The organism is Micromonospora sp. NPDC002296, from assembly GCF_040296145.1.
Classification (GTDB): Bacteria; Actinomycetota; Actinomycetes; order Mycobacteriales; family Micromonosporaceae; genus Micromonospora.
This window is the reverse complement of record NZ_JBEOWQ010000006.1, coordinates 35102-56434: the sequence shown is the minus strand read 5'-3', so window position 1 is coordinate 56434 and position 21333 is coordinate 35102. Positions and strand designations below refer to the sequence as shown.

General features: G+C 73.5%; 19 protein-coding genes. 5 read left to right on the top strand and 14 right to left on the bottom strand.

Translation table 11 applies throughout. The annotated features are described in order from the left end of the window. Positions 1 to 1572: 1572 nt before the first annotated feature. The gene (locus ABT023_RS07260) at positions 1573 to 1830 is read left to right on the top strand and encodes a DUF3040 domain-containing protein (protein WP_350882654.1); all 258 of its coding nucleotides are present in this window, start codon (positions 1573 to 1575) and stop codon (positions 1828 to 1830) included. 78 nt (positions 1831 to 1908) lie between these two features. Here the strand turns inward: ABT023_RS07260 and ABT023_RS07255 are convergent, their stop codons facing one another. After that, positions 1909 to 3006, bottom strand: a complete 1098-nt coding sequence (locus tag ABT023_RS07255; protein ID WP_350882652.1) for an SWIM zinc finger family protein — start codon at positions 3004 to 3006, stop codon at positions 1909 to 1911. Next, the gene (locus ABT023_RS07250) at positions 3003 to 6350 is read right to left on the bottom strand and encodes a DEAD/DEAH box helicase (protein WP_502890611.1); all 3348 of its coding nucleotides are present in this window, start codon (positions 6348 to 6350) and stop codon (positions 3003 to 3005) included. Before ABT023_RS07250 ends, ABT023_RS07255 begins: the two co-directional genes overlap by 4 nt. A gap of 176 nt (positions 6351 to 6526) precedes the next feature. Here ABT023_RS07250 and ABT023_RS07245 point away from each other — a divergent pair, with 176 nt between their 5' ends. After that, positions 6527 to 7399 (top strand): carbohydrate kinase family protein, encoded by an 873-nt coding sequence (locus tag ABT023_RS07245; RefSeq protein ID WP_350882650.1) that lies wholly within the window; start codon positions 6527 to 6529, stop codon positions 7397 to 7399. Between the two features lie 52 nt (positions 7400 to 7451). On the opposite strand, the gene ABT023_RS07240 is transcribed toward ABT023_RS07245, so the two are convergent. Then, the gene (locus ABT023_RS07240) at positions 7452 to 7973 is read right to left on the bottom strand and encodes a DinB family protein (RefSeq protein ID WP_350882648.1); all 522 of its coding nucleotides are present in this window, start codon (positions 7971 to 7973) and stop codon (positions 7452 to 7454) included. 189 nt (positions 7974 to 8162) lie between these two features. Between ABT023_RS07240 and ABT023_RS07235 the strand changes: the two genes are divergently transcribed. After that, positions 8163 to 8369 carry a DUF8847 domain-containing protein gene (locus ABT023_RS07235; protein WP_350882646.1) on the top strand — a complete coding sequence of 69 codons (207 nt, stop codon included), beginning with the start codon at positions 8163 to 8165 and terminating at the stop codon, positions 8367 to 8369. On the opposite strand, the gene ABT023_RS07230 is transcribed toward ABT023_RS07235, so the two are convergent. From ABT023_RS07230 to ABT023_RS07205, 6 genes are all read right to left on the bottom strand, one after another. Continuing rightward, positions 8342 to 9547, bottom strand: a complete 1206-nt coding sequence (locus ABT023_RS07230) for a polysaccharide pyruvyl transferase family protein (protein WP_350882644.1) — start codon at positions 9545 to 9547, stop codon at positions 8342 to 8344. The two genes, ABT023_RS07235 and ABT023_RS07230, sit on opposite strands and share 28 nt — an antisense overlap. A gap of 118 nt (positions 9548 to 9665) precedes the next feature. Continuing rightward, the gene (locus ABT023_RS07225) at positions 9666 to 10160 is read right to left on the bottom strand and encodes a GNAT family N-acetyltransferase (protein WP_350882642.1); all 495 of its coding nucleotides are present in this window, start codon (positions 10158 to 10160) and stop codon (positions 9666 to 9668) included. 25 nt (positions 10161 to 10185) lie between these two features. Further along, on the bottom strand, positions 10186 to 10506 hold the full coding sequence (locus ABT023_RS07220) for a hypothetical protein (protein WP_350882640.1): 321 nt from the start codon (positions 10504 to 10506) through the stop codon (positions 10186 to 10188). A gap of 166 nt (positions 10507 to 10672) precedes the next feature. Continuing rightward, entirely contained in the window at positions 10673 to 11224 is a 552-nt protein-coding gene (locus ABT023_RS07215) for a PadR family transcriptional regulator (protein ID WP_350882638.1), read from the bottom strand. A gap of 87 nt (positions 11225 to 11311) precedes the next feature. Next, on the bottom strand, positions 11312 to 12109 hold the full coding sequence (locus tag ABT023_RS07210; RefSeq protein WP_350882636.1) for an alpha/beta fold hydrolase: 798 nt from the start codon (positions 12107 to 12109) through the stop codon (positions 11312 to 11314). A 212-nt stretch (positions 12110 to 12321) separates the two neighbouring features. Then, positions 12322 to 14046, bottom strand: coding sequence for a sigma-70 family RNA polymerase sigma factor (locus ABT023_RS07205; protein ID WP_350882634.1), 1725 nt, complete (start codon positions 14044 to 14046; stop codon positions 12322 to 12324). A 187-nt stretch (positions 14047 to 14233) separates the two neighbouring features. Between ABT023_RS07205 and ABT023_RS07200 the strand changes: the two genes are divergently transcribed. Beyond that, a complete protein-coding gene (locus tag ABT023_RS07200; protein WP_350882632.1) occupies positions 14234 to 15046 on the top strand; it encodes a hypothetical protein in 813 nt (270 codons plus the stop codon). A gap of 61 nt (positions 15047 to 15107) precedes the next feature. On the opposite strand, the gene ABT023_RS07195 is transcribed toward ABT023_RS07200, so the two are convergent. The 5 genes from ABT023_RS07195 to ABT023_RS07175 all read right to left on the bottom strand — a co-directional run bounded on the left by ABT023_RS07195 (position 15108) and on the right by ABT023_RS07175 (position 18354). Beyond that, the gene (locus tag ABT023_RS07195; protein ID WP_350882630.1) at positions 15108 to 15707 is read right to left on the bottom strand and encodes a PASTA domain-containing protein; all 600 of its coding nucleotides are present in this window, start codon (positions 15705 to 15707) and stop codon (positions 15108 to 15110) included. Positions 15708 to 15986: 279 nt separating this feature from the next. Next, positions 15987 to 16487, bottom strand: a complete 501-nt coding sequence (locus tag ABT023_RS07190; RefSeq protein ID WP_350882922.1) for a GNAT family N-acetyltransferase — start codon at positions 16485 to 16487, stop codon at positions 15987 to 15989. A 5-nt stretch (positions 16488 to 16492) separates the two neighbouring features. Continuing rightward, the gene (gene arsB / locus ABT023_RS07185; protein WP_350882628.1) at positions 16493 to 17590 is read right to left on the bottom strand and encodes an ACR3 family arsenite efflux transporter; all 1098 of its coding nucleotides are present in this window, start codon (positions 17588 to 17590) and stop codon (positions 16493 to 16495) included. Then, complete coding sequence (locus ABT023_RS07180; RefSeq protein ID WP_350882626.1) at positions 17590 to 17895, bottom strand: ArsR/SmtB family transcription factor; 306 nt, start codon at positions 17893 to 17895, stop codon at positions 17590 to 17592. Before ABT023_RS07180 ends, arsB begins: the two co-directional genes overlap by 1 nt. A gap of 96 nt (positions 17896 to 17991) precedes the next feature. Beyond that, entirely contained in the window at positions 17992 to 18354 is a 363-nt protein-coding gene (locus tag ABT023_RS07175; protein WP_350882624.1) for an ArsR/SmtB family transcription factor, read from the bottom strand. Between the two features lie 262 nt (positions 18355 to 18616). On the opposite strand from ABT023_RS07175, the gene ABT023_RS07170 reads away from it, so the two are divergent. Beyond that, on the top strand, positions 18617 to 20311 hold the full coding sequence (locus ABT023_RS07170; protein ID WP_350882622.1) for an FAD-dependent oxidoreductase: 1695 nt from the start codon (positions 18617 to 18619) through the stop codon (positions 20309 to 20311). The last annotated feature ends 1022 nt before the right edge of the window (positions 20312 to 21333 follow it).

Here is a 21333-nt window from a genome sequence, read left to right as displayed (position 1 = left end):
CTGTCGGGGAGCCGACGCGCCCCGGGCAGCGTCCCCGCGCCCCGGGACGTCGTTGATCCGGACGAGGGGGCGACAGCGCCCCGAGCGGGGGTGTGATGTCCAGCAGGGATGACGCGGCACGCCGGCCAGACGGCGCGGAACCGCCACCGCACCACCGACGCGGGCACCGCTGGCCGCCGACCCGCCCGGCCGGCTCTCGCCCCGGCCGCCCCCGCCCCGGAGGCACCCACCCGGCCGGCACCCGCCGCCCCGCCTGCTGACACCCCGCCCGCTAACCACCCCACCCACCCCGTCCTCCGCGATCTTGCAGTTCGGGCCCGGTCACACCGGGACGAAAGCCCCATCCTGGGGGCCGCAAGTGCATGATCACGGCAAGCGGCGGGGCGCAGGTCCGTCAGGGCGGGGAGGCGGGGGTGGGGGAGTGCAGGCAGCTGGTGTCGTCCGTGATCACCGCGGGCAGGCGGCGGCCGGGCCGGAGAAGGTGCGCCCGCCGGAAGGGCTGTTCTTCTTCAGCGCCTCGCCGGCCCGGGAGCCGATGTAGCTCTCGTTTCTGCTCGGTGTAGGTGCGCACCGTGCTCGGCCGCTGGCCGCTGGCCGCTGGGGCGGGCGGGGGTGCCGTCGGTGACCGTGGTGCCGGTGGCGTCGCCGACCGGGGCGTCGCCTTCGAAGAGCCCACGTACCTGCGGGGTCATGGCCAGGGCTGCGCCGCCGGCCACCACCGCGGCGGTGCCCCCGATGGCGGCGAGGGCACGCCGCCGGCCCACCCTGCGGCCCGGGTCGTCGTCATCGTCGAGGTTGGGCAGTCCGTAGCCGGGGGTCGCGGGCTGGGCCGGCCGGCCCAGTCCGTCGGGGCCGACCCGCTGTGGGCCGCGCCGCGCCGGCCCGGGGGCGGCGGGCGCGTGCCCGGGGTACCGGCCGGCCGGGGCGGGGCGGGCGCCGGGGTGCGGATGGTTCGGCTGTGGCCGGTCGGGCCCGTAGGGGGCGGACGTGCCGTGGTCGCGGTAACCGTCCGGGGTGGGGTGCTGTCGTCCGTCCCAGCCGCGGTCGTCCCGCGGTCGGCTCGGTGGCACATTCTGGTCGGCCGCGTACCAATCCCGTTTTCGTCGAACGCCGGCATGGCCGCGCCCGGGGTGCGGCGGCTACCGCTGGAGGAGCTGCCACGGAAGGTAGCCGGGGGTGGAGGGCCTTCAAGAGACGCCGAACCAGCCGGTGGAGGCACTTGAGGCGGGGCTCAACACCACGGGTGGAGGGTCCGTTTCGACTGCCGACGGGGGCGACGTCCGGAGCAGGACGAACACGCACCGGGCGGGCCGGGACGTGCCGGTTCGCACCGTCCGGCGCGAGGTGCGCCGTTCCACGGCGCAGGGAATCCTGAGGCGGGAGTAAGGCTGCGCTCAGGCGGCCGCGACCCGGGGAACCGCGCTCCGGCGGCGGTGGACAGACCGCCGGCGGGACGTCGGTGACCGCTCCCGCCCGGCGGCCTGTCGAAAGTAGCAGCAGGAGGAGCGCGTGAGCCGCCGCCGCAGCGGGTATGCCGCCGAACCGCTGAACGCGTGAGGGGAAGGCACCGCCATGCTCAGCAAAGAGGATCAGCGCAGGTTCGAACAGATCACCCGTCAGCTCCGGGAGAGCGATCCGGAGTTCTTCGCCCGCCTGGAACACCGGGCCCGGTCCCACCGCGGCCGGTACCTGATGCTGTTGACCATCGTGCTGTGGGCCTCGCTGCCGGCGGCGACCGTGCTGGCCGGCGGGCTGGCCGGGGCGATCTTCGCGGTGGTGTTGCTGGCCAACGCCGCGCTCATGTGGCGGTTCCGCCGCCGCTGGCTGTGACGCCGGCCCGGCCGCCGGTCCGCCGTGGACCGTGGCCAGGACCCTCCCCGCCGGATGGTCCGTCGTCGGCCGGGACCGTCATCGCGGCGTCGGGCGGGACCCCGACTCCGGCGCCCGGCCCGTCTCCGGGCGAGCCTGGCCGAACTCCCGGTACGCCCGGCGCAGCCGCTCCAGCAGGCCGGGCCCGCCGAGCGCGGGCGCGGGCGCGCCGAGCTGCCGCAGCAGCAGGTCCGAACCGGTCGATAGGGTCGGCGGGCGGTCCGGCAGTGGCACCGGAGGCAGCCAGAACCGGTCGACGGCCTCGTCCAGCGGCGCCGGGGGCAGCCCGGCGAACGCCCGCGCCGCGCCGACGGCCGGCGCGACCCGGCCACCACCGTCCCTCGTGGACGGCGATCCGGACCCGCCGCCGGCAGCCGCCGGGGTGGACGACGTGGGTGCCCGACCGGCACCGTCCGGGGTGGACGGCGCGGGCACCCGACCGGCCCTCGGAGCGCCCCGATCGCCCGACGTGACACCGGCAGCACCGGTGGCCGGCTCCGCGCGGTCGGCAGCCGTGGCGGCGCGCAGGTCGCGCAGCCGGTCCAGCAGCTCCGCCCGACGCCGTCCCCGCCAGTGCAGCAGCTCGAACGGGTCCGCGTCGAACGCCTCCGCGAGCAGGTAGAACGCCGCCGCGAGATGCTTGCACGGGACGGCGAAATCGGGGCAGTCGCACCGCTGGGCCAGCTCGTCGACCCTGGCGGGGAACAGCGGTGCCCCGACGCCGGCGCACAGCTCCTCCAACTCGGCGGGGAGGTCGCCGGCGAGCAGCCGGGCGCTGAAGAACGCCTGCGCCCCCAGCTCCGCCTCGATCCGGTCCCACAGCGCCGCCGGGAACGGCTCCAACGCGATCCGCACCCGGTACGGCCCGGGCCGGGAGCCCTGCACCCGCGCGGTCACCACACCGGGGGCGACGTCGAGGCTGAGCACCTGGCCCGCCCGCGCGTACGACCGGCCCCGGGTGAGCCGGGTGCCCAGCGCGAACGACTCCAGCACCTCCAGGAACCGGCGGGACCACCAGGACCGGCCGATCGCGCCCCGGGTGCTGCGGGCGCGCAGCCCGCCGTCCACCCGGCGCGGCCGGCCGTAGTCGGCGAACCGGCCGGTCGACGCCGACCCGTCCGGCGACGGCCCGGTCACTCGGCCACCGCCCCGGCCTCCAGTGCGAACAGCTCGCGCAGCCGCTCGGTGGACAGCTCGGTCACCCACTGCTCCCCGGAGCCCACCACGGACGCGGCTAGGCTGCGCTTCTCGGCGATCATCGCGGCCACCTTCTCCTCCACCGTGCCGGCGCAGACGAACTTGCGGACCTGCACCCTCCGGCGCTGGCCGATCCGGAACGCCCGATCGGTGGCCTGGTCCTCGACGGCGGGGTTCCACCACCGGTCGACGTGGACCACGTGGTTGGCTGCGGTGAGGGTCAGCCCGGTGCCGCCGGCCTTGAGGCTGAGCACGAACAGCGGCGGCCCGTCGGCGGACTGGAACCGGGTCACCATCGCGTCCCGGTCGGCCTTGCCCACCCCGCCGTGCAGGAAGAGCACCTCCCGGCCGAACCGGGCGGAGAGGTGCCCGCGCAGCATCCCGCCGAACTCGGCGTACTGGGTGAACAGCAGGGCCCGCTCCCCCGCCGCGAGCACCTCGTCGAGGATCTCCTCCAGCCGGGCCAGCTTGCCGGACCGGCCGGCCAACGCGGACCCGTCGCGCAGGAGCTGGGCGGGATGGTTGCAGACCTGCTTGAGCCGGGTCATCGCCGACAGCACCAGGCCGCGCCGCTCGATGCCGTCGCTGGACTCGATGCGGGCCAGCATGTCGTCGACCACCGCCCGGTAGAGCGACGCCTGTTCAGCGGTGAGGTTGCACAGCACCTCCATCTCCAACTTCTCGGGCAGATCGGAGATGATCGACGAATCGGTCTTGAGCCGGCGCAGCACGAACGGGCCGGTCATCCGGCGCAGCCGCTCGGCGGCCTCGGCGTCGCCGTGCCGCTCGATCGGCTCGGCGTACGCCTTCCTGAAGCTGGCGGCCGGGCCGAGCAGGCCGGGATTGGCGAACTGCATGATGGACCACAGGTCGGCGAGCCGGTTCTCCACCGGCGTGCCGGTGACCGCCACCCGGTGCCGGGCGGGCAGCGACCGGACCGCCTCCGCCTGCCGGGTGGCGGCGTTCTTGATGGCCTGCGCCTCGTCCACCACCAACCGGTGCCAGTCGATCCCGGCCAGCTCGACCGCGTCCCGGGTGGCCACCGAATAGGTGGTGAGGACCAGGTCCGCCGCGTGCACGACCGCGGCGAACCCATCCCGGCGCGCCCGGTCGGCGCCGTGGTGCACGTGTACGCGCAGCGTCGGGGCGAACCGGGCGGCCTCCCGCTGCCAGTTGCCGACCAGCGACATCGGGCAGACCAGCAGGGTCGGCCCGGCGGTCGGCGGGTCCCCGGCGATCAGGGCCAGCAACTGCACCGTCTTGCCCAGCCCCATGTCGTCGGCGAGCACCCCGCCGAGGCCGAGCGACTGGAGGAACGCCAGCCAGGCCAGCCCGCGCCGCTGGTACGGCCGGAGCGTCCCGGTGAACGTCGGCGGCGGGTCCAGCGGGGTGAGCCGCCGCTCGGCCTGCCCGGAGAGCAGCTCGCCGAGCGCCCCGTCGGCGGTCACCTCCAGCACCGGGAGCGCGTCGTCGGAGTCCGCGTCGGCGAGGCCGAGCCGGAGCAGGTCGGCCACGGTCAGCTCACCGGCCGAACGGAGCATCCGCAGCCCGGCGGCGAGCCGCCCCGGGTCCAGCTCCACCCAGCGCCCCCGCAGCCGGACCAGCGGCGTCTTCAGCTCCGCCAACGCGGCCAGTTCCTCGGCGGTGAGCGGCTCGTCGCCGAGGGCCACCTCCCACCGGTAGTCGACCAGCGCGTCCAGGCCGAACCCGCCGTCGGCTGCCGCCACGGTGCCCGGCGCGGTGCGGCTGCGGGCCTGCAACCGGGCCCCCAGCCGGGACGAGGGCCGCCGCCACCAGGACGGCACCAGCACCCCGAAGCCGGCGGCGTGCAGCACCGGAGCGCCGTCGCGCAGGAACCGGTGCGCGCCCTCGACGTCCAGCTCCAGGGCCTCCGGGGTGGCCGTACGCAGCGCGGTGTCCAGCTCCGGCCAGAGCCGGCTGGCCCGGCCCAGCTCGGCGAGCAGGGTCTCCTGCGGGGAGTCCAGCCGGCCGGCGAGGGCGGGCACGGTGTGCGGGGACCGCCAGACCTGCCCGGCGTCGACGATCAGGCTCGGCTCGTCGGCGGCCTGGAGCCCGAACTCGACCCGCCAGCGGGCGGCGTCGGGGAGCGTCCCGGCCTGGTCGGTTACCGCCTCCCGCAGGTCCCGGACCCCGGCCGGCACGTCGCCGAGCGGGTCGGTGGAGGCGTCACCGATCGAATCGGTCAGGGCATCACCGATCGGGTCGGCGACCGGCTCCACCAGGCGGAAGCTGGCCCGGACCGCGCCGCCGGCCGCGTCCCGCTGCCAGTCGTCCAGCTCGGCACGCAGCGCCGCGAGGGCCCCCGGCTCGGCGGTGAACTCCCCCGCCGGACCGGTCAACGCGGCCAGCCAGGCCGGCACCGCGCCGGTCGGCCGGCCGCCCCGGGTCGGCGTGGTGCGGGTGAGGGCGGCCCGGGCTGCGGCGTCGGTCAGCGCGTCGAGGGCGTCGGCGACCAGGTCGCCGGGGGGAAGGTCGCCGGCGGCCCGGGCGACCGGCGGGAGGGCCAGGGCGAGCGACCGGGCCCAGGCCGCGTCGGCGCCGGTGAGCAACGGCCGCCACACCGCCCGCGCCGCGACCGCCCCGGGCCGCGCGGGCCGGCGCCGGGCCCGCGTCGCGGCGCCGGCCGGGCGGAACGCGGCCGGGTCCGCCCGCGCCGCCGGGGCCCAGGGGTCGTCGTCCTCGGGCCACGACGGGGCGACCCCGGGCAGGACGCGGCCCCGGCGGACCAGGTCGGCGGCGAACTCGGCCAGCTCGGCCAGGTGCCGGAGGGCGGCGCCGGGCACCCCGGCGTGGCCGCCGGCAGCCCGCAGCAGCGCGAGCGCGTCCGCCGGGGCGTACCGGAGGGCGGGAGCGCGCCAGCCGGCGAGGGTGACCGGTCCCCGGACCGGCTCGGCGACGGCGGTCCGGACCAACTCCGGCGAGTCGACCGGCGAGCCCGCCCGGGTGGGCAGGCGCAGCAGCACCGACCCGGCCTCGGCTGTCCCCGGCCCGGTCGTCCCCGGCGCGTCGGGCGGCCGGCCGAGGGCCGTCGACCCGGTGGTCTCGGGGCCTGCGGTCTCGGGGCCCGCGGGCGGCGGGCCGACGGTCCGCGGGTCGGTGGGGTCGAGGGCAGCGGCCAGGGCGGCGTGGTCGGCGGCGAACGGGTGGGACCGCTCGCGGGGGGCCCGGCCGGGACGGCGGGGCGCCCGCGCCGGCAGGGCGGTGTCCTCGGCCCAGACGGCGAGCCCCGAGCCGGGCAGCCACGCCCCGTGGATGACCAGCACCCGTCCCCCTCCGCCCGACGACCACCGAGAATAGCCGGGCCCGACCTGACCCGGACGGACCGGACCGGGACAGCAGCTGGTGTCGTCCGGGTTCCTTCGTTGCGTTCCCGGGCGGGCGCGCCGGCACGGCCCGAGCCGACGCCGCTGGAGCGAGCCCCGCCGTTACTGTGGCGCCCATGTTCGATCTTCTCGTGCTCGGCGGGCTGGGGGTGGACCTGCGGGTACGCGTGCCACAGCTTCCGCTGCCGGCTGCCGACTCGCTCACCGTTCCCCCGATCGACCTGCGGGTCGGCAACACCGGTGCCGGGGTGGCGCTGGCCGCCCGCGCGCTCGGCCTGCGGGTGGCAGTCGTCGACGTGCTCGGCGCCGACCCGGCGGGCGAGGTGGTCCGGGCCGCGCTGGACCGGGCCGGGGTGCACACCGTGCTGGCCGTGGACCCGGGCGGGACCCGCCGGTCGGTGAACCTGGTGGACCCGGCCGGCCGGCGGATGTCCCTCCACGACCCCCGCCCGTGGCAGGGTCCGCCGCCGTTCGCGCCGGAGCGGCTGGCCGCGCTGGCCCGGGACGCGGCGCACGTACACCTGTCGATCATGGATTGGGCGCCGCCCGTGCTACCCGCGCTGCGTGCCGGGCTACCGGCCGGGGTCGGCCTCTCCACCGACCTGCACGACTGGGACGGCGACAACCCCTACCACCGCCCGTTCGCCGAGGTGGCCGACCTGGTACTCGTCAGCGGCGTCCGGCTCGGCGAGCGGGCCGGGGCGGTCGTCGCCGCGCTGGCGCCCCGGACCACCGTGGTCACCCGGGGCGCGGACGGTGCGGAACTCTTCGTCGCCGGCGGGCCGCCCGCCCGGGTCCCCGTCGCCGCGCCGCCGGGGCCGGTGGTGGACACCAACGGCGCCGGGGACGCGTTCGCGGCCGGCCTGGTCGCCGCCCGGCTGCGCGGCGCGGGGCTGCCCGAGGCGGCGGCGTACGCGGCCCGGGTCGCCGCGGCGGCCTGCGCGCACGACGGCATGGAGTACCCGCCGGGGCTGCTGCCGCCCGGGTGAACGGCCCGGCCGAGGTGGGCGCGCCGCCCGCCCGGCCGGGCGACGCCGGTGGTCAGACCGCCCCGGTGGAGCCGTCGGTCAGCTCGCGCAGGATGTCGGCGTGGCCGGCGTGCCGGGCCGTCTCCTCCACCATGTGCGTCAGGATCCAGCGCAGGGAGACCTCGCCGAGTTGCCGGTGCGGCACCACATGGTCAAGGTCGAAGCGCGCGGCGACCGCGCGGGACCGGGCGCAGGCCTGCTCGTAGCCGGCCAGGAGGGACCGCACCGTGTCGGCGTCGTCGAGGACGAAGCTCGCCGCCGCGTCCTCCTCGGTGGTCGGGTAGACGTCGCCGGGCTCCGGGGTGAGCAGGTAGGGGAACCAGTTCCGCTCCACCAGCGTCAGGTGTTTCACCAGGCCGGCGAGGGTGGTGAGGGAGGGCACCAGCCGACGCCGGGCGTCGGCGTCGCTGAGGCCGCGCAGTTTGCGCGTCACGCTGGCGCGGTGGAAGTCGAGGAAGGATTCGAGCACGGCGCGCTCGTCGCCGGTGCGGGCCAGCACGGGCCCGAGGGTGGGGTCGATCGCGATCTCCGCCATCCACGGACCCTAGCCGTCACCCCTAGATCACGCTGCCCCGCTCGCCCGTGCCTCGCAGCGGGAGATCTCGGTGGAAAAGGGCTCCCGGAGGGACCGTTTCCTACCAATATCTCGCCCGCCCCTGCGAGCGCGGCGCGCGCTGCCGGGGATCTCCTGCGGGGCGGCGGTCGCCCCGGCAGGATTGGGCGCATGGCAGCAACGGAAGAGATCCCGCTGGCGGGCGGCACCGCCGACGGGCAGGCGGTCACGGTGGAGCTGGACAGCAACGGCCGTCCGCCGTTGACCCACCACCATCTCGGCGAGCACGGGCTGGCCGAGGCCGAGATCTACGAGTTGGAATCGGTGGCCGAGGGCCGCCGGGGGTGGCTCTACCGGTGGCGGGGGTCGGCCGTCTGACCGCCCGGCGCCCCGGTCGGGCGAAGCCGGCCGTCCACCCGGCCCGGCAGCCTCGACGAGCGCAGGCTCTCCAGCACCGCGCCGGTCACCTGCGACGTGCCCCGGGCCTGGTCGCAGACCTCGGCCACCCGGCGGGCCGTCTGCGCGGCGCGGGCCTCCCGCTCGTCCCACAACCGGTCCACCTCGGCCAGCAGCGGCCCCTCCACCTCCCGCTCCACGCCGCGCAGCGCCGGCACGCCGAGGCGCTGGGCCAGGTCGAAGACCTTCCCCGCGTACGGCAGGGGCAGGAACGGGGTGCCGACCATCGCGGCGAAGATCAGGAAGTGCAGCCGCATGCCGACGGCGAGGTCGAAGTGCCGCATCAGCCCGAGCACCTGCCGGGGCGAGTAGTCGCCGTGCAGGATGCGCCCCCGCTCGGCGGCGGTCATGTGCGACATCACGCCGTGCGAGTGCCGGATGTCGTCGCGTTCCATGGGCACGAAGAGCACGTACGCGTCGATCCGGTGGATCAGGAAGTCGGCGATCTGGGCGATCAGCCGGTGGTAGCCGTCGACGTCGAGCCGTTCGGCGGCCCGGCCCGGCTCCCGGACGCTGAGCCCGACCAGTCGCCGGCCGGCCGGCACCCCCTCCTCGCGCAGGAACCGTTCGGGGAACTCCTCGGGCTCCAGCAGGAACGCCGGGTCGGCGGTCACCGTGATCGGGTTGATCAGCCCGGCCTCCTCCAGCACCATCCGGGACTCCTGGTCCCGCACGGTCACCTCGGTGGCACCGGCCAGCGTCTCCCGGACCATCCCGGTGTCCACGCCGTCGCTGAGCGGCCCCACCCCCACCGCGTACGTGAGCAGGGGCAGGCCGCGCTCCTGGGCCACCCGGACCACCCGCAGGTAGCGGCGGGCCTCCCGGTCGTAGAGGATGCCGCCGCCGCCGAGGATCAGCAGGTCCAGCTCGGCCAGCACCTGCGCCGAGTCGACCCGGCTCACCCCCTCCCAGGGCACCGCCTCCACGTCGGGGTGGGACCGCGCGGTGTGCTCCGGGTTCCGGGAGAAGACGATGATCCGCGCGTGCGGCTCGTGCGAGCGCAGGTCGGCCAGGAGGCCGGTCAGGATCGCCTCGTCGCCGAGGTTACGGCCACCGTACGAGCCCAGCACACCGATCGTCGGTGCGGTGCGGTCCCCCATCGCCTCGCTCCTCCCGGTGTGCGTCCGGGCAGGGTTCCCGGCGTGCGCCCGGGCGTCCGGCCTCCCGGCGTGCGTCCGGGCAGGGTTCCCGCTGGGTACGGGGGCACACCTGCGTCGGTCAGCCCGGTCCGGGCGGGCCGACCGGCTTGCTCATCTGTTGGGCGGTGACCCGGAAGCCGAGGCGCTCGTAGAGCCGGACCGCCACGGTGTTGTCGGCGAAGACGTTCAGCCCGAGCCGGTCGAAGCCGAGACGGGCGAGTTCGGCCTCGACGAGCCCGATCATCCGCGCGGCGTGGCCGCGTCCCCGGTGCGCGGGATGCACCTCGATGTTGTGGATCCACGGGGTGCTCGGGTTGCTGGGGCCGCCCGGGCGGGGCAGGGTCACCCAGATCCAGCCGACCTCGACGTCGTCGACCAGGGCCAGCCGCAGCAGCACGCCCGGGGTCGCCACCCCGTCGGGCAGCAGCTGGGCGATCTGCAGGGCGGACTCGGCCCGGGCCGCCTCCGGCGACAGGTGCCTGGCTGCGGCCAGGTTCTCGGCGTACGAGTGCTCCAGCGGCAGCCTCAGGCGGGCGAGCTGGTCGGCGGTCATCGGAGCGAGGGTGAGCGGCACGGCGGCTCCTCGGGGCAGGCCGCCGTCAGCCGTGCGGCGCCGGACCCGCGTCACCCGGATGCGGGGCGGCACCACCGACCAGGCGGGACACCAGGGCGGAAAGCACCTCCTCGACGTCGAAGCCGGCGTCGATCGAGGCGGTGAGCAAGGTCGGGCAGCAACCCGTCCACCGCATAGTGGAGCAAAGCGATCTCGAACGCGCCACCCGGTAAACCGGCGGCGGCACCTCGTCGGGGGCGTACCGCTCCAAGATCCGCCCGGCGAGGGCGCCGAGCATGTCGGACAGCAAGTCGCCCTGCCCCTGTCCGGTGCGCGGCGCCCCGCTGGGGCTGCCGTTCTCGACCACGTGGATCGGAATGCCGGGCGGGATCTTGGCGCGCGGTAGCGAGTGGTTCCGCAGGTGGTCGAGGGCGTGCCCGGTGAGGGATGCGACGTCGACGACGAACGGCTGGCCGCCCGCGAGGTCGTCGACGAGGGCGACTCCATGCGTCGGTCCTCCCCCGTCCGCCGGGCTACTCGGTCGGCCAGTCGATGTCGCGCGACCGGATCCGCGCCGCCAGGATCCTGATCCAGCCCGCCTCGGCGGCGACGACGTTGCGCCAGTAGGCGACTTCGAGCATGTACGCCTCGGGCACCCCGGCGGGCTCCTGCCGCAGGTCCGTCAGCCGCTGGCCGAGGCGGGCAGCACGGTCGTCCAGGATCGCCGCCGCGTCGCCGGCCGGGAGGATCCCCAGGTAGGCCACGGCCATGATGAAGTCCGGGGAGGCGACCTGGGCGTCGCTGAGCCCCTCCACGACCCTGCGGCTGAAGTCCGCCAGACCCGCCTCGGTCACCTCGTAGACCGTGCGGGGCGGCCGGTTTCCCACCCGCTCGGGAGCGCGGGCGGCGACCAGGTCGGCCCGCTCCAGCGCCTTCAACAGGGACGTGACGGTGCTGCGGGTCACCGACAGGTGCCCGTACCGGCCGCAAAGGCGTGTCGCGACGTCGTAGGCGTGCGACGGCTGCTCGACGAGGAGCCCGAGCAGCGGCAGCACCAGGGTGTTCCGGGAGGCGTTCGTGGGCACCGGGACAACCTAATAGACGTATACGTCTAGGCGCAACATCGGAACCGGGCCGAGGGACCTCGCCGCCGTACCCGACACCACGCCCGGTCAGGCCGGCTCGCGGACCTGGGTGGTGAGGAACGGGATCACCGCGGCGGGCAGCGCCGGCGAGGCGACGATGTCGTAGTGGGTGAGGCCGGGCAGAACGGCCAGACGCGACGCGGGGCGGTCGGTGCCGTCCCAGCCGGCGTCGCGGTGGCCGCCCCCGAGCAGCCCGAAGAACTCCGCCACGTGGTTGACCGGGATCGAGTCGGCGTCCGCGAAGACCAGCAGGGCGGGCAGGGCCAGGGCGGCCACCTCGGCCGACCAGTCGTACTCGCGGCGGAGCAGAGCGCCGGTCTTGGCCCAGAGCGCCGGCCAGTCCTGCGGGCGCGGGGCGACCCGGGCGTACAGCTCGTGCGGCGGGGTGCCCCGCATCCGCTCGCCCGTCCGCTCGTCCTGGGCGCCCATCGCGGCCAGCACCTCCGGGTACCAGCCCTGCCTGCGGCAGGGGGCGGAGACCACCACCAACCGGCGCACCAGGTCCGGGTGCTGGATCGCGACCCGCAGGGCCACGCCACCGCCCAGCGAGTAGCCCAGCACGTCGGTCTCGCCGAGGCCGAGGCGGCGGATCAGCGCGGCGACGTCGTCGGCCATCGACTCGTACCGCAGCGGGCGATCGACGTCGGCGGTGCGGCCGTGCCCCTGAAGGTCGACCGCGACCACCCGGCGGCGCCCGGCGAGGGCGGGCAGGATCGGGGCGAACATCTCCACCGCGCCGTACCCGCCGTGCAGCAGCACCAGCGGACGGCCGGAGCCGCGCACCTCGTACCACAGCCGCAGGCCGTTGACCTCCGCGTAGCTCACCAGGGCACCTCCGGCTCGTCCGGCCACTCGCCCCGATCCAACACCAGCCGTACGAGATCGCGGCGCCGATCGCCCCGGCCCACCCACGACGACGTCCGGCGGACCGCCGACCGCCCGGGAGGCCGGGGCCGGCCAGTACGACGGGGACGTCCGGGCGCGGGTCTGTCGACGCGGTCACTGGGGGCGGTGCTGATGCCGGCCGGAATCCCCTCCTATCCCGGCCGGACGCACGGGTCGGTGATCGTGTAGGTCGGGCTCTGCGCCGTGCGGCCGTCCACCGCGGTCGCCCGTACCGACCAGGTCAGCGCCGACGCGCGCAGCCCTCCGACGGTCACCCGTCCGACGGATCCGTCCACCGTCGTGGCCCGGGTCGAGGTGCGGCCGCCGGCCGGCGTCCAGCGAACCTCGGCGCCGCCGAGCGTGGCACTGCCGGTGGCCTGCACCGCGAGGCTGTACGTCTCCGCACCGCACCGCACCCGCGCGGTGGCGGAGACCGTGAACGGAGCGGCGACCTGCGGTGCGGCGGGCGGGCGGGGCACGGTCGGTGGTCTGCTCGGTGCCACGGTCGGTGCCGGTGCGGTGCCACCCGGCACGAGATCGGGCGCGGCGGGCGCATCGGTCCGGGCGGCCCCGTCGCCGTCCGCCGGCCCGGCGACAGGGCCGGACGTCGCACCGCCGGCACCGGGCGGAGCCGGCGGGTCGGCTTCCGTGGCCGTGCCGGACGGCAGCGGCGCGGCGGGGGGTGCCGCCGGCTCCCCGGCCGGCCGACCGAGCACTTCGGACACCGGTTGGCCGGAGCCGTCCCGCGCGGCGGTCGGGCGACCGGGGGCCAGTGCCCAGGTGCCGAACACGGCGATGAGGATCAGCAGGGCCACGGTCGCGGCCAGCCGCCGACGGTGCCGGTCACGGTCCGCCCGTGAGGTCACCCGCACGGCGTGCGCCGCCCCGCGCGGCACCGCCGCCGCACCGTCGGCTGCCGGAGTGGGCCGGTCGGCCGGTCTGTCGGCCGGACCGGCATCGCCGGCACCGGCGGGTTCGTCGGCCGCCGGCGCCAGGTCGGCCGGGACCGCACCCGCCGGATCGGCTGCCGCGTCGGCCCCCGGGTCGGCCGGGACCGCACCCGCCGCGTCGGACGCCGGGCCGGCGAGGAGGTCGGTCGCGCAGACCTCGGCCAGTCTCGGCCACACCGTGTCGGCGACGACCAGGAAGGCCGGTGCCGTGTACGCCGACAGCAGCGCGGCCGGGCTGAGCTGTTCCCGCCGGAGCAGCCCGCACACCGCGCAGTTCTCGATGTGCCGCGAGACCCGCTTGCGCAGGGTCGGGGTGAGCCGGCCCTGCCAGCCGTCGATCAGATCGGCGAGGGTGGGGCAGTCCCGGGCCCCGGCACGGGCCACCAGCAGCGCCCCCAGCGCCCGTTCGAGCTGGGTGCGGGCGCGCGAGAGGCGGGCATGCGCGTGGTTGGCGGGCACCCCGAGGGCCGCGCCGATGTCGGCGGGCGACAGGTCGTGGCGGATGGCCAGGTGGACCACCTCACGGTCGCCCGGGTTCAGCGCGGCGGCCGCGGCGTGCACCAGGTCGCGTACCTGCTCGGCGTTGACGCCTGTGGCCGGGTCGGCGGTGTCGGCCACCGGCTCGCCGGCCTCCTCCAGCGGCAGGGAGCGGGACCGCTCCCGGAGCTGCCGGAGGCACTCGTTGCGCACGATCGCGTACAGCCAGGAGCGCAGCCGGTCGGGCTCGCGGAGCTGGCCGATGCGCTGGCCTGCGGTGAGGAACGCGTCGTGGACGGCGTCCGCGGCGGCCTCCGGCTCGCGCAGCACGGTCCGGGCGTACGTGTACAGCCGGTCGGCGTACCGCCGGTACATGCCCTCCAGCCCGGCCCGCTCGCCGCGACGCACCGCCTCGACCAGCGCGGTGTCGTCCTGTGCCGCCGTGTCCATCGTGTCCCCCGCTGCTCGTCAACCATGTCAGTGAAGCCGCGAATTCTTTTCTTCGGAACTTTCTGTTGGTATCCCGACCCGGCCGCGCTCCTACCGGTGTCCAACACCTCTGGAAAAGGAAGACACCATGCGAGCAGGATTGAACCGGAACCGTTGGTCGCGTCGGACGGCCGCCGTGGGTGGGAGCGTGCTGAGCGCACTCGTGCTCGGCCAGGTGGCCCTCACCGGACCGGTCGCGGCGGTACCCGGCCTGAGCCTCAAAACGACGACCGGCCCCAGCAACAGCGTCGCGAAGTCGCAGAACGCGACCTGTCCGGCCGGCACCAAGGTCATCGGCGGCGGCGGCGCGATCACCGGTTCCGGCCTCGGGCAGGTCGGCATGGACATCATGGTGCCGCTGATCGGCAGCGACACGTACTCGGTGACCGGGCGTGAGGACGAGAACGGCGTGGCCGGCAACTGGGCGGTCACGGCCAACGCGGTGTGCGCCCCGTTGCCCCCGGGCCTGGTGACCGTCTCCGGCAGTTCGGCGCCCAGCCTCGGCACGTCGAACTGGTTCGAGAAGTCCTGCCCGGCCGGCAAGCACGCCATCGGGGTCGGTGGCGCGGTCGTCGGGGCGTCGAACAGCGAGGTCGTCCTCGAGGATCTGCGCATCAACCAGAACAGCGTCGTGGTGGCGGGCGCCGAGGACGGCACCGGCTTCGCCGGCACGTGGTGGCTGGACGCCACCGCGATCTGCGCCGACCCGCTGCCCGGCGAGCAGCGCGTGATCGACGACAGCGTCTACAGCTCCACCGCCACCCAGTCGGTCACGGCCACCTGCCCCGCCGGCACCCGCGTGCACGGGGTGGGCGGCGAGATCCTCGGCGGCGAGGGACAGGTGCGCCTGACCGAGATGCGGGCCACGTCCTCGACTGTCGTCACCGTCCGCGCCGCGGAGGACGAGAACGGCTTCAGCGACACCTGGAAGGTGCGCGCGTACGCCGTCTGCGCGAGCTGACCGGCAGGTATCCGTGGTCCCGCGCCGGGAGTCCGGCGCGGGACCACACCGCTCGGCTGTTTCAGCCCTGCTTGGTGCAGGTAACCACAATCAGATCGTCCGGCAACATCTTGCTGCCAGCCTTCGCCGACTGCTTCGTCACCGTCCAGTTCGCCAGCATCAACACCAGCGTGTCGTTCTCGTCCTGGCTGCCGTACTGGATGTTCGTGAACCCCAGCTTGCGGAGCTTGTCGTCGGCGACTGCGGCGTTCATGCCTTTCACGTTCGGCATGACCAGCTTCGCCGGTGCGGGCGGCGCGGCTGGTGCGGTCGGTGCGGGGGCCGTCGTCGCCGCGGGAGCCGGCGTGGTGGGAGCGGCCGTCGTCGGCACCGGGGCCGGGGTCGGGGTCGGCTCCGCGGGTGGTGCGACACGCTCGGCGACCGCTGCCACAGTCGGGGAGGACCTCGCCTCCGGTTGGGTGTCACCGCCACCGACGATCGCAGCGATCCCGGTGATGCCGCAGCAGGCGAGGACGAGCGCCCCGGCGACAATGCCGATGATGGCGCCGGTGCCCAGCTTCCGGCGGGGCGGTACTGCTGGCGGCGGTCCGTAAGCAAACTGCTGCGTGGGTGGCGGCTGCCCCTGCCACGCGGTGTGGTCGTTCGGTGGTTGGTAGGTCACCCGGTGGAGTGTCGTCGGCGGCGGCCACTGGCTGTAACCAGCCGATCGGTTGGGCTGCTGTCAGGAAGCCGACTCCCGTGTGACGTGCAGACCGGGGCGCCTGCGGCCCTGGCCGGTCTGCACGTCGGTCCGAGGTGAGGAGGCGCACCCCCGCGTACGGTCTCACCGGAGGCCCTGGGATGGTCGCAGACGGTAATGACGACCCGTTGGCAGCACCTCGCGCCGGAGCTCATCTCCGGCATCGCCGAGCAGGTCGCCGGACTGCCCGGGTTCTTCCGGTCAGTTGATGGTGGGGCTGCGGCGCTCCAGCAGGATGACATCGCGCCAATGTCCGTGGTGGCGGCCGATGCGTTCACGGGTACCGATGACGCGGAAGCCGCACCGCTGGTGCAGGCCGAGGCTGGCGGTGTTCTCGGGGAAGATGCCGGACTGGATGGTCCAGATTCCGGCGGCCTCGGTGGAGGCGATCAGAGCCCGGAGCAGGGTACGGCCTATTCCGTATCCGCCGTGGTCGGGGTGTACGTAGACGGAGTGCTCCACGACACCGGCGTAGGCGGGGCGGGTGGAGACGCGCGAGCAGGCGATCCAGCCGGTGACGGTGCCATCGGCGGTGCGGGTGACGTACCGGTGGCCGGGCAACCTTCCCGCGTCGAACGCCGCCCAGTTCGGTGGCTCGGTGTCGAAGGTGGCGTTTCCGGTCGCGATACCGGCGGCGTAGATGGCCAGCACCTGCTCGGCGTGTGCTGGCGTCATGGGTGCCAGACGGGCCTCGAACGGCATGGTGCTCATGTGCTCAGCCCGGACTTGGCGCGGCGAGCGCCGCTGAACACACGTCGGCGCAGGGCAAGGCTGACGTAGACCAGGGCCACGAGCACGGGCACCTCGATCAGGGGACCGACGACTCCGGCGAGGGCCTGGCCGCTGGTGACGCCGAAGGTGCCGATCGCCACGGCGATGGCGAGTTCGAAGTTGTTGCCGGCGGCGGTGAAGGCGAGGGTGGTGGTGCGCTGGTAGCCCAGGCCGAGCCCGCGACCGAGGGCGTAGGAGCCGCCCCACATGATCACAAAGTAGGCCAGCAGCGGTACGGCGATGAGCACGACGTCCCAGGGGCGGCTGGTGATGGCGTCGCCCTGCAATGCGAACAGGATGACGATGGTGAACAACAGTCCGTACAGGGCACCCGGGCCGATCTTCGGTAGGAACTTCGTCTCGTACCAGGTACGGCCCTTGGCGCGTTCGCCGAAGCGGCGGGTGAGGTAGCCGGCCAGTAGCGGGATGCCGAGGAAGATCAGGACGTTGACGGTGATGTCCCAGCCGGAGACCTCCAGCTTGGCACCGGATAGTCCCAGCCAGTCCGGTAGCACCGAGAGGTAGAACCAGCCGAGGAGGCCGAAGGCGACGACCTGGAAGACGGAGTTGAGGGCGACCAGGACTGCGGCGGCCTCCCGGTCACCGCAGGCGAGGTCGTTCCAGATGATGACCATGGCGATGCAGCGGGCCAGGCCGACGATAATCAGGCCGGTGCGGTACTCGGCGTGGTCGGCAAGAAAGATCCAGGCCAGGGCGAACATCAGCGCCGGGCCGAGCACCCAGTTCAGCAGCAGGGACGACAGCAGTAGCCGCCGGTCGCCGGTGACGGTGTCGAGCCGGTCGTAGCGGACCTTTGCCAGTACCGGGTACATCATGATCAGTAGGCCGAGGGCGATGGGCAGGGAGATGCCGCCGATCTTCACCGCCTCCAGGGCGGTGTTCAGCCCAGGAATCGTACGGCCAAGCAGTAGCCCGGCGACCATGGCCAGGCCGATCCAGATGGGCAGGAACTGGTCGAGGCGGGACAGGCGGGCCACCACCGCCGGTGGCGCATCAGCGTAGGCGGTGGGCATCAGCACTCCCGGCGGGATTCGGCGTTAACACGCGTACGGGCGGCGAGGTCGGTCAACTGTCCGGCGGCGGCTTCCAGAACATCGGGTAGCAGCCGGTAGTAGGTGAACCGGCCGTGCGGCTCGGCCACGACCAGGCCGGCGTCGCGCAGCTGGCGTAGGTGCCCGGAGATGTTGGGCTGCTTCGCGCCGGTATCGGCGACCAGGTGGCAGGTGCAGGCCGGACCGGCCGCGAGGATCTCGACGATCTGCGCGCGCAGTGGGTCCGACAACAACCTGATCACATCAGGCAGCTCTGATATCAGCATGTCCTGATTCAAGCACTGGCCTGGCTGGCCCGTCCACCGAATGGCGATGTGAGCGAGATGAGCATCTCGCGTACGGGCGCCGGCCGGGCGAGGCAGCTACCTGACCGTCGCGGGCTCGGCGACCTGGAGCAGGCCACCGAGTTGACTGAGCGCCGCCGGCTGGAGCCAGTAGTAGACCCAGGTGCCCCGCCGCTCACAGTCCACGAGTCCGGTTTCCCGAAGCACTCGCAGGTGGTGGGAGATGGTAGCGCCGGACAGGTCGAACGCCTCCGTCAGATCGCAGACGCAGATCTCCGATGTCGAGGCGATCATCGACAGCAGTCGGAGCCGAACCGGGTCACCCAGGGCCTTGAACATCGGCGCCAACTGCCCGGCCAACTCGGGCGTGAGGGCCCGGACCGCCAGCGGCGGACAGCACCCGGCGACCGGGCCGACATCACGAACAGGCAGTTTCGACATGCGTCTAGCTTGACACCTGTCTAAACAGTCGTGCAAGGTGGTGGTGCGCTGCTTAGATGTTCGTCTAGCCAAGGAGTATTTGACGTTCGGGGTCTTGCGCCGCCTCCGCAACACCGCCGACCAGTCGCGGGTCTCGTTCTGTGACTCCTGTAGCCGGGTGTGCACCACCCAAGGCCGCGCCGCTGCCCACCCCGACCGGGTCCGCACCACCGTTTGACGCACATCGTCCGTTGACCGGTCACCAAACTTCAAGGAGAACACGATGAGCCAGAACCCAGTCGACGGTCCGTGCTGCGGCACCGCCCCGGCTGCCGAGCAGGCCGACGCGTGCTGCGAGCCTACGGCCAAGTCTGAGGCTGTCGCCGACGGCGCAGGCTGCTGCGGCACCGCTGAGACCACTGCCGAACCCACGCGAAGGCCGGTCGCGGCCGATGACCGCTCGCCAGTCGTGGTGATCGGTGCCGGTCCGGTTGGTCTGGCCGCCGCCGTGAACCTGCGGGTACGTGGCCTGCCGTTCACGGTGCTGGAGGCCGGCGCATCGGCCGGCGCATCGGTCGCCGAGTGGGGACACGTCCGGCTGTTCTCCCCGTGGCGGTACAACATCGACCACGCTGCCCGTCGACTGCTCGACACCGCCGGTTGGGCCGCCCCCGACCTGGACGTGTTGCCGGACGGCAGCGAACTGGTCGAGCAGTATCTACAGCCGCTGGCGAAGCTGCCGCAGTTGGCCCCGCACATCCGCTACGGCGCCCGCGTCGTGGCGATCGGCCGGGTCGGCGTCGACCGAATCAAGACCGCAGGACGGCAGAACGCCCCGTTCGTCGTCCGCCTCGACAACGGCGAGGACGTTCTCGCTGCCGCGGTAATCGACGCCTCCGGAACCTGGAACACGCCCAACGTGCTCGGCGCAAACGGCCTGCCAGCCCACGGCGAAAAGCAGGCGGCCGGACTGATCGGCCCAGCAATGCCCGACGTACTCGGCGCTGACCGTCTCACCTACGCCGGTAAGCACACGGTCGTCGTCGGTGCCGGGCACTCCGCCGCCAACACCCTGCTCGCCCTCGCCGAACTCGCTCAGCAGGAACCCGGCACCCGAATCACCTGGGCCACACGGGGCGGCTCCATCGACCGCGCCCTCGGTGGAGGAGACGCCGACGCCCTGCCCGGCCGGGGTGCTCTCGGCACCGGCATCAAGCTGTTGGTCGACTCCGGCCGGATCGACCTGGTCGTCGGTTTCGCCGTCGACAAGGTCCGGGCCGTCGACAACGGCGTTGAGCTCACCGCGGTCGACGGCCGTACCCTGGCCGTGGACCGGATCGTGGCGGCCACCGGTTTCCGTCCCGACCACACCATCGCCGACGAGCTGCGCCTGGACCTCGACCCGGCGCTGGGCTGCACCCGAGCCCTGGCCCCGCTGATCGACCCGAACGAGCACTCCTGTGGCTCTGTACGCCCGCACGGCATCGACGAACTCACCCAGCCCGAGCCGAACTACTTCGCCGTCGGCATGAAGTCCTACGGCCGGGCCCCGACGTTCCTGATGGCCACCGGCTACGAGCAGGTCCGCTCGATCGCCGCTGCCCTGGCCGGTGACTGGGTCGCCGCCCGTGACGTGCAACTCGATCTGCCCGAGACCGGCGTCTGCTCGTCCACCCTGGGCTACCAGTCGATGCTCGACGATGCCGTCGTCCGCTACGGTCTTGCCCCCGACGTTCCGGCCCGGCTGGTCTCCGCAGCGCTACGACACCTGCCCACCGCCGGTACCGTCGCCGCCGCCACCCGGGCCGCCGCCACCGAGATCGGCATCGACCCAGACGTTGCCCTGCAGCTCGCCGCTCTGGCTGGCGACCAGTTCGACCCCACCGGCAGCGGTGCCGTCGACACCTCGTCGTTGCCACGCGCCGACCTGGGCATGGTCGCCGCCTCAACCTCCGACGGTGGTAGCTGCTGCGGGTGAACACCCCCACCTCGACGGTCCCCGCCGGCCAGTTGGCCGGCGGGGACCAGCACACCCAGTCAAATGCGGCCACCGCGTTCTCTCTTCCTTCTCTGACTTGGTGTGTCTTGAAGGATCGACGCGATGGCCGCCTCTCATCTACGCAACGCGCCCAATGACGGGCAAGTCGCACACCACATCTCTGGACGCAACCACGCCGACACGCTGCACCCAGCTTCGTTATCGCTTAGTTGATCCCTGTTGACCAACCGGACGGGCACGCGTCGGGCACGCAAGCTTTTGGTCCGTGAGCATACGGTCACCGGTCGATGAGCTGATTGAAAGACGCCAAGCTGGTGCGGCAGGCCACCGTCATGGTTTCGGTCGATCACTGCACGTCACCCTGGCAAGTGTTCGGCGTTGATAGCCATCTAGCATCACCTCGTGGTTCCAACTAGCACGAACTCAGCCGGCGGGCTGCCGCCTCGGCGTCTCCCGCTGGGAGTCAACATCGCAAGCGCATTGTTGGTTCTTCAGGCGTCGTTGCTAATACTCGCGGCGATTTCCGCCATATATGCCCAAGGGGGAATCAACACTGCCGTAAACGACGCAGCAGGTCGTTCCAGCGTCCCGGTAGACAGCAGTTCGGTCGCACTCAAGGCGTCCTACTTCCATTTCGAAACTCGGCTTACCCTGTGGTATGCACTCTTCTTCGCGCCTGCATTGGTTGGCGTCGCGTTGTGGGTCAGGACGGGTCAACAGAGTGCGAGAGTAGTCGCCCTCGCAACGAGCCTGCTTAGCTTGCTTTGCTGTTGCGGTTCCGGGGGGCGGCTATGGCTATCTGACGAACCGACAGAGATTGATGAAGCACTTCCGGCCGCATTCGGTCGAATATATCCAGCATGGGTCGAACTGGGTAAGATTGGACTAGTAGTGTCCTTTGTGCCCGCATTGATCGCGGCAGCCGCACTGGTCTTCAGTGGGCGCGCCGCTGCCCGAACCTCCCCAGGATCGAACCAGTGACCTCTTCGATGTGAAGGAAC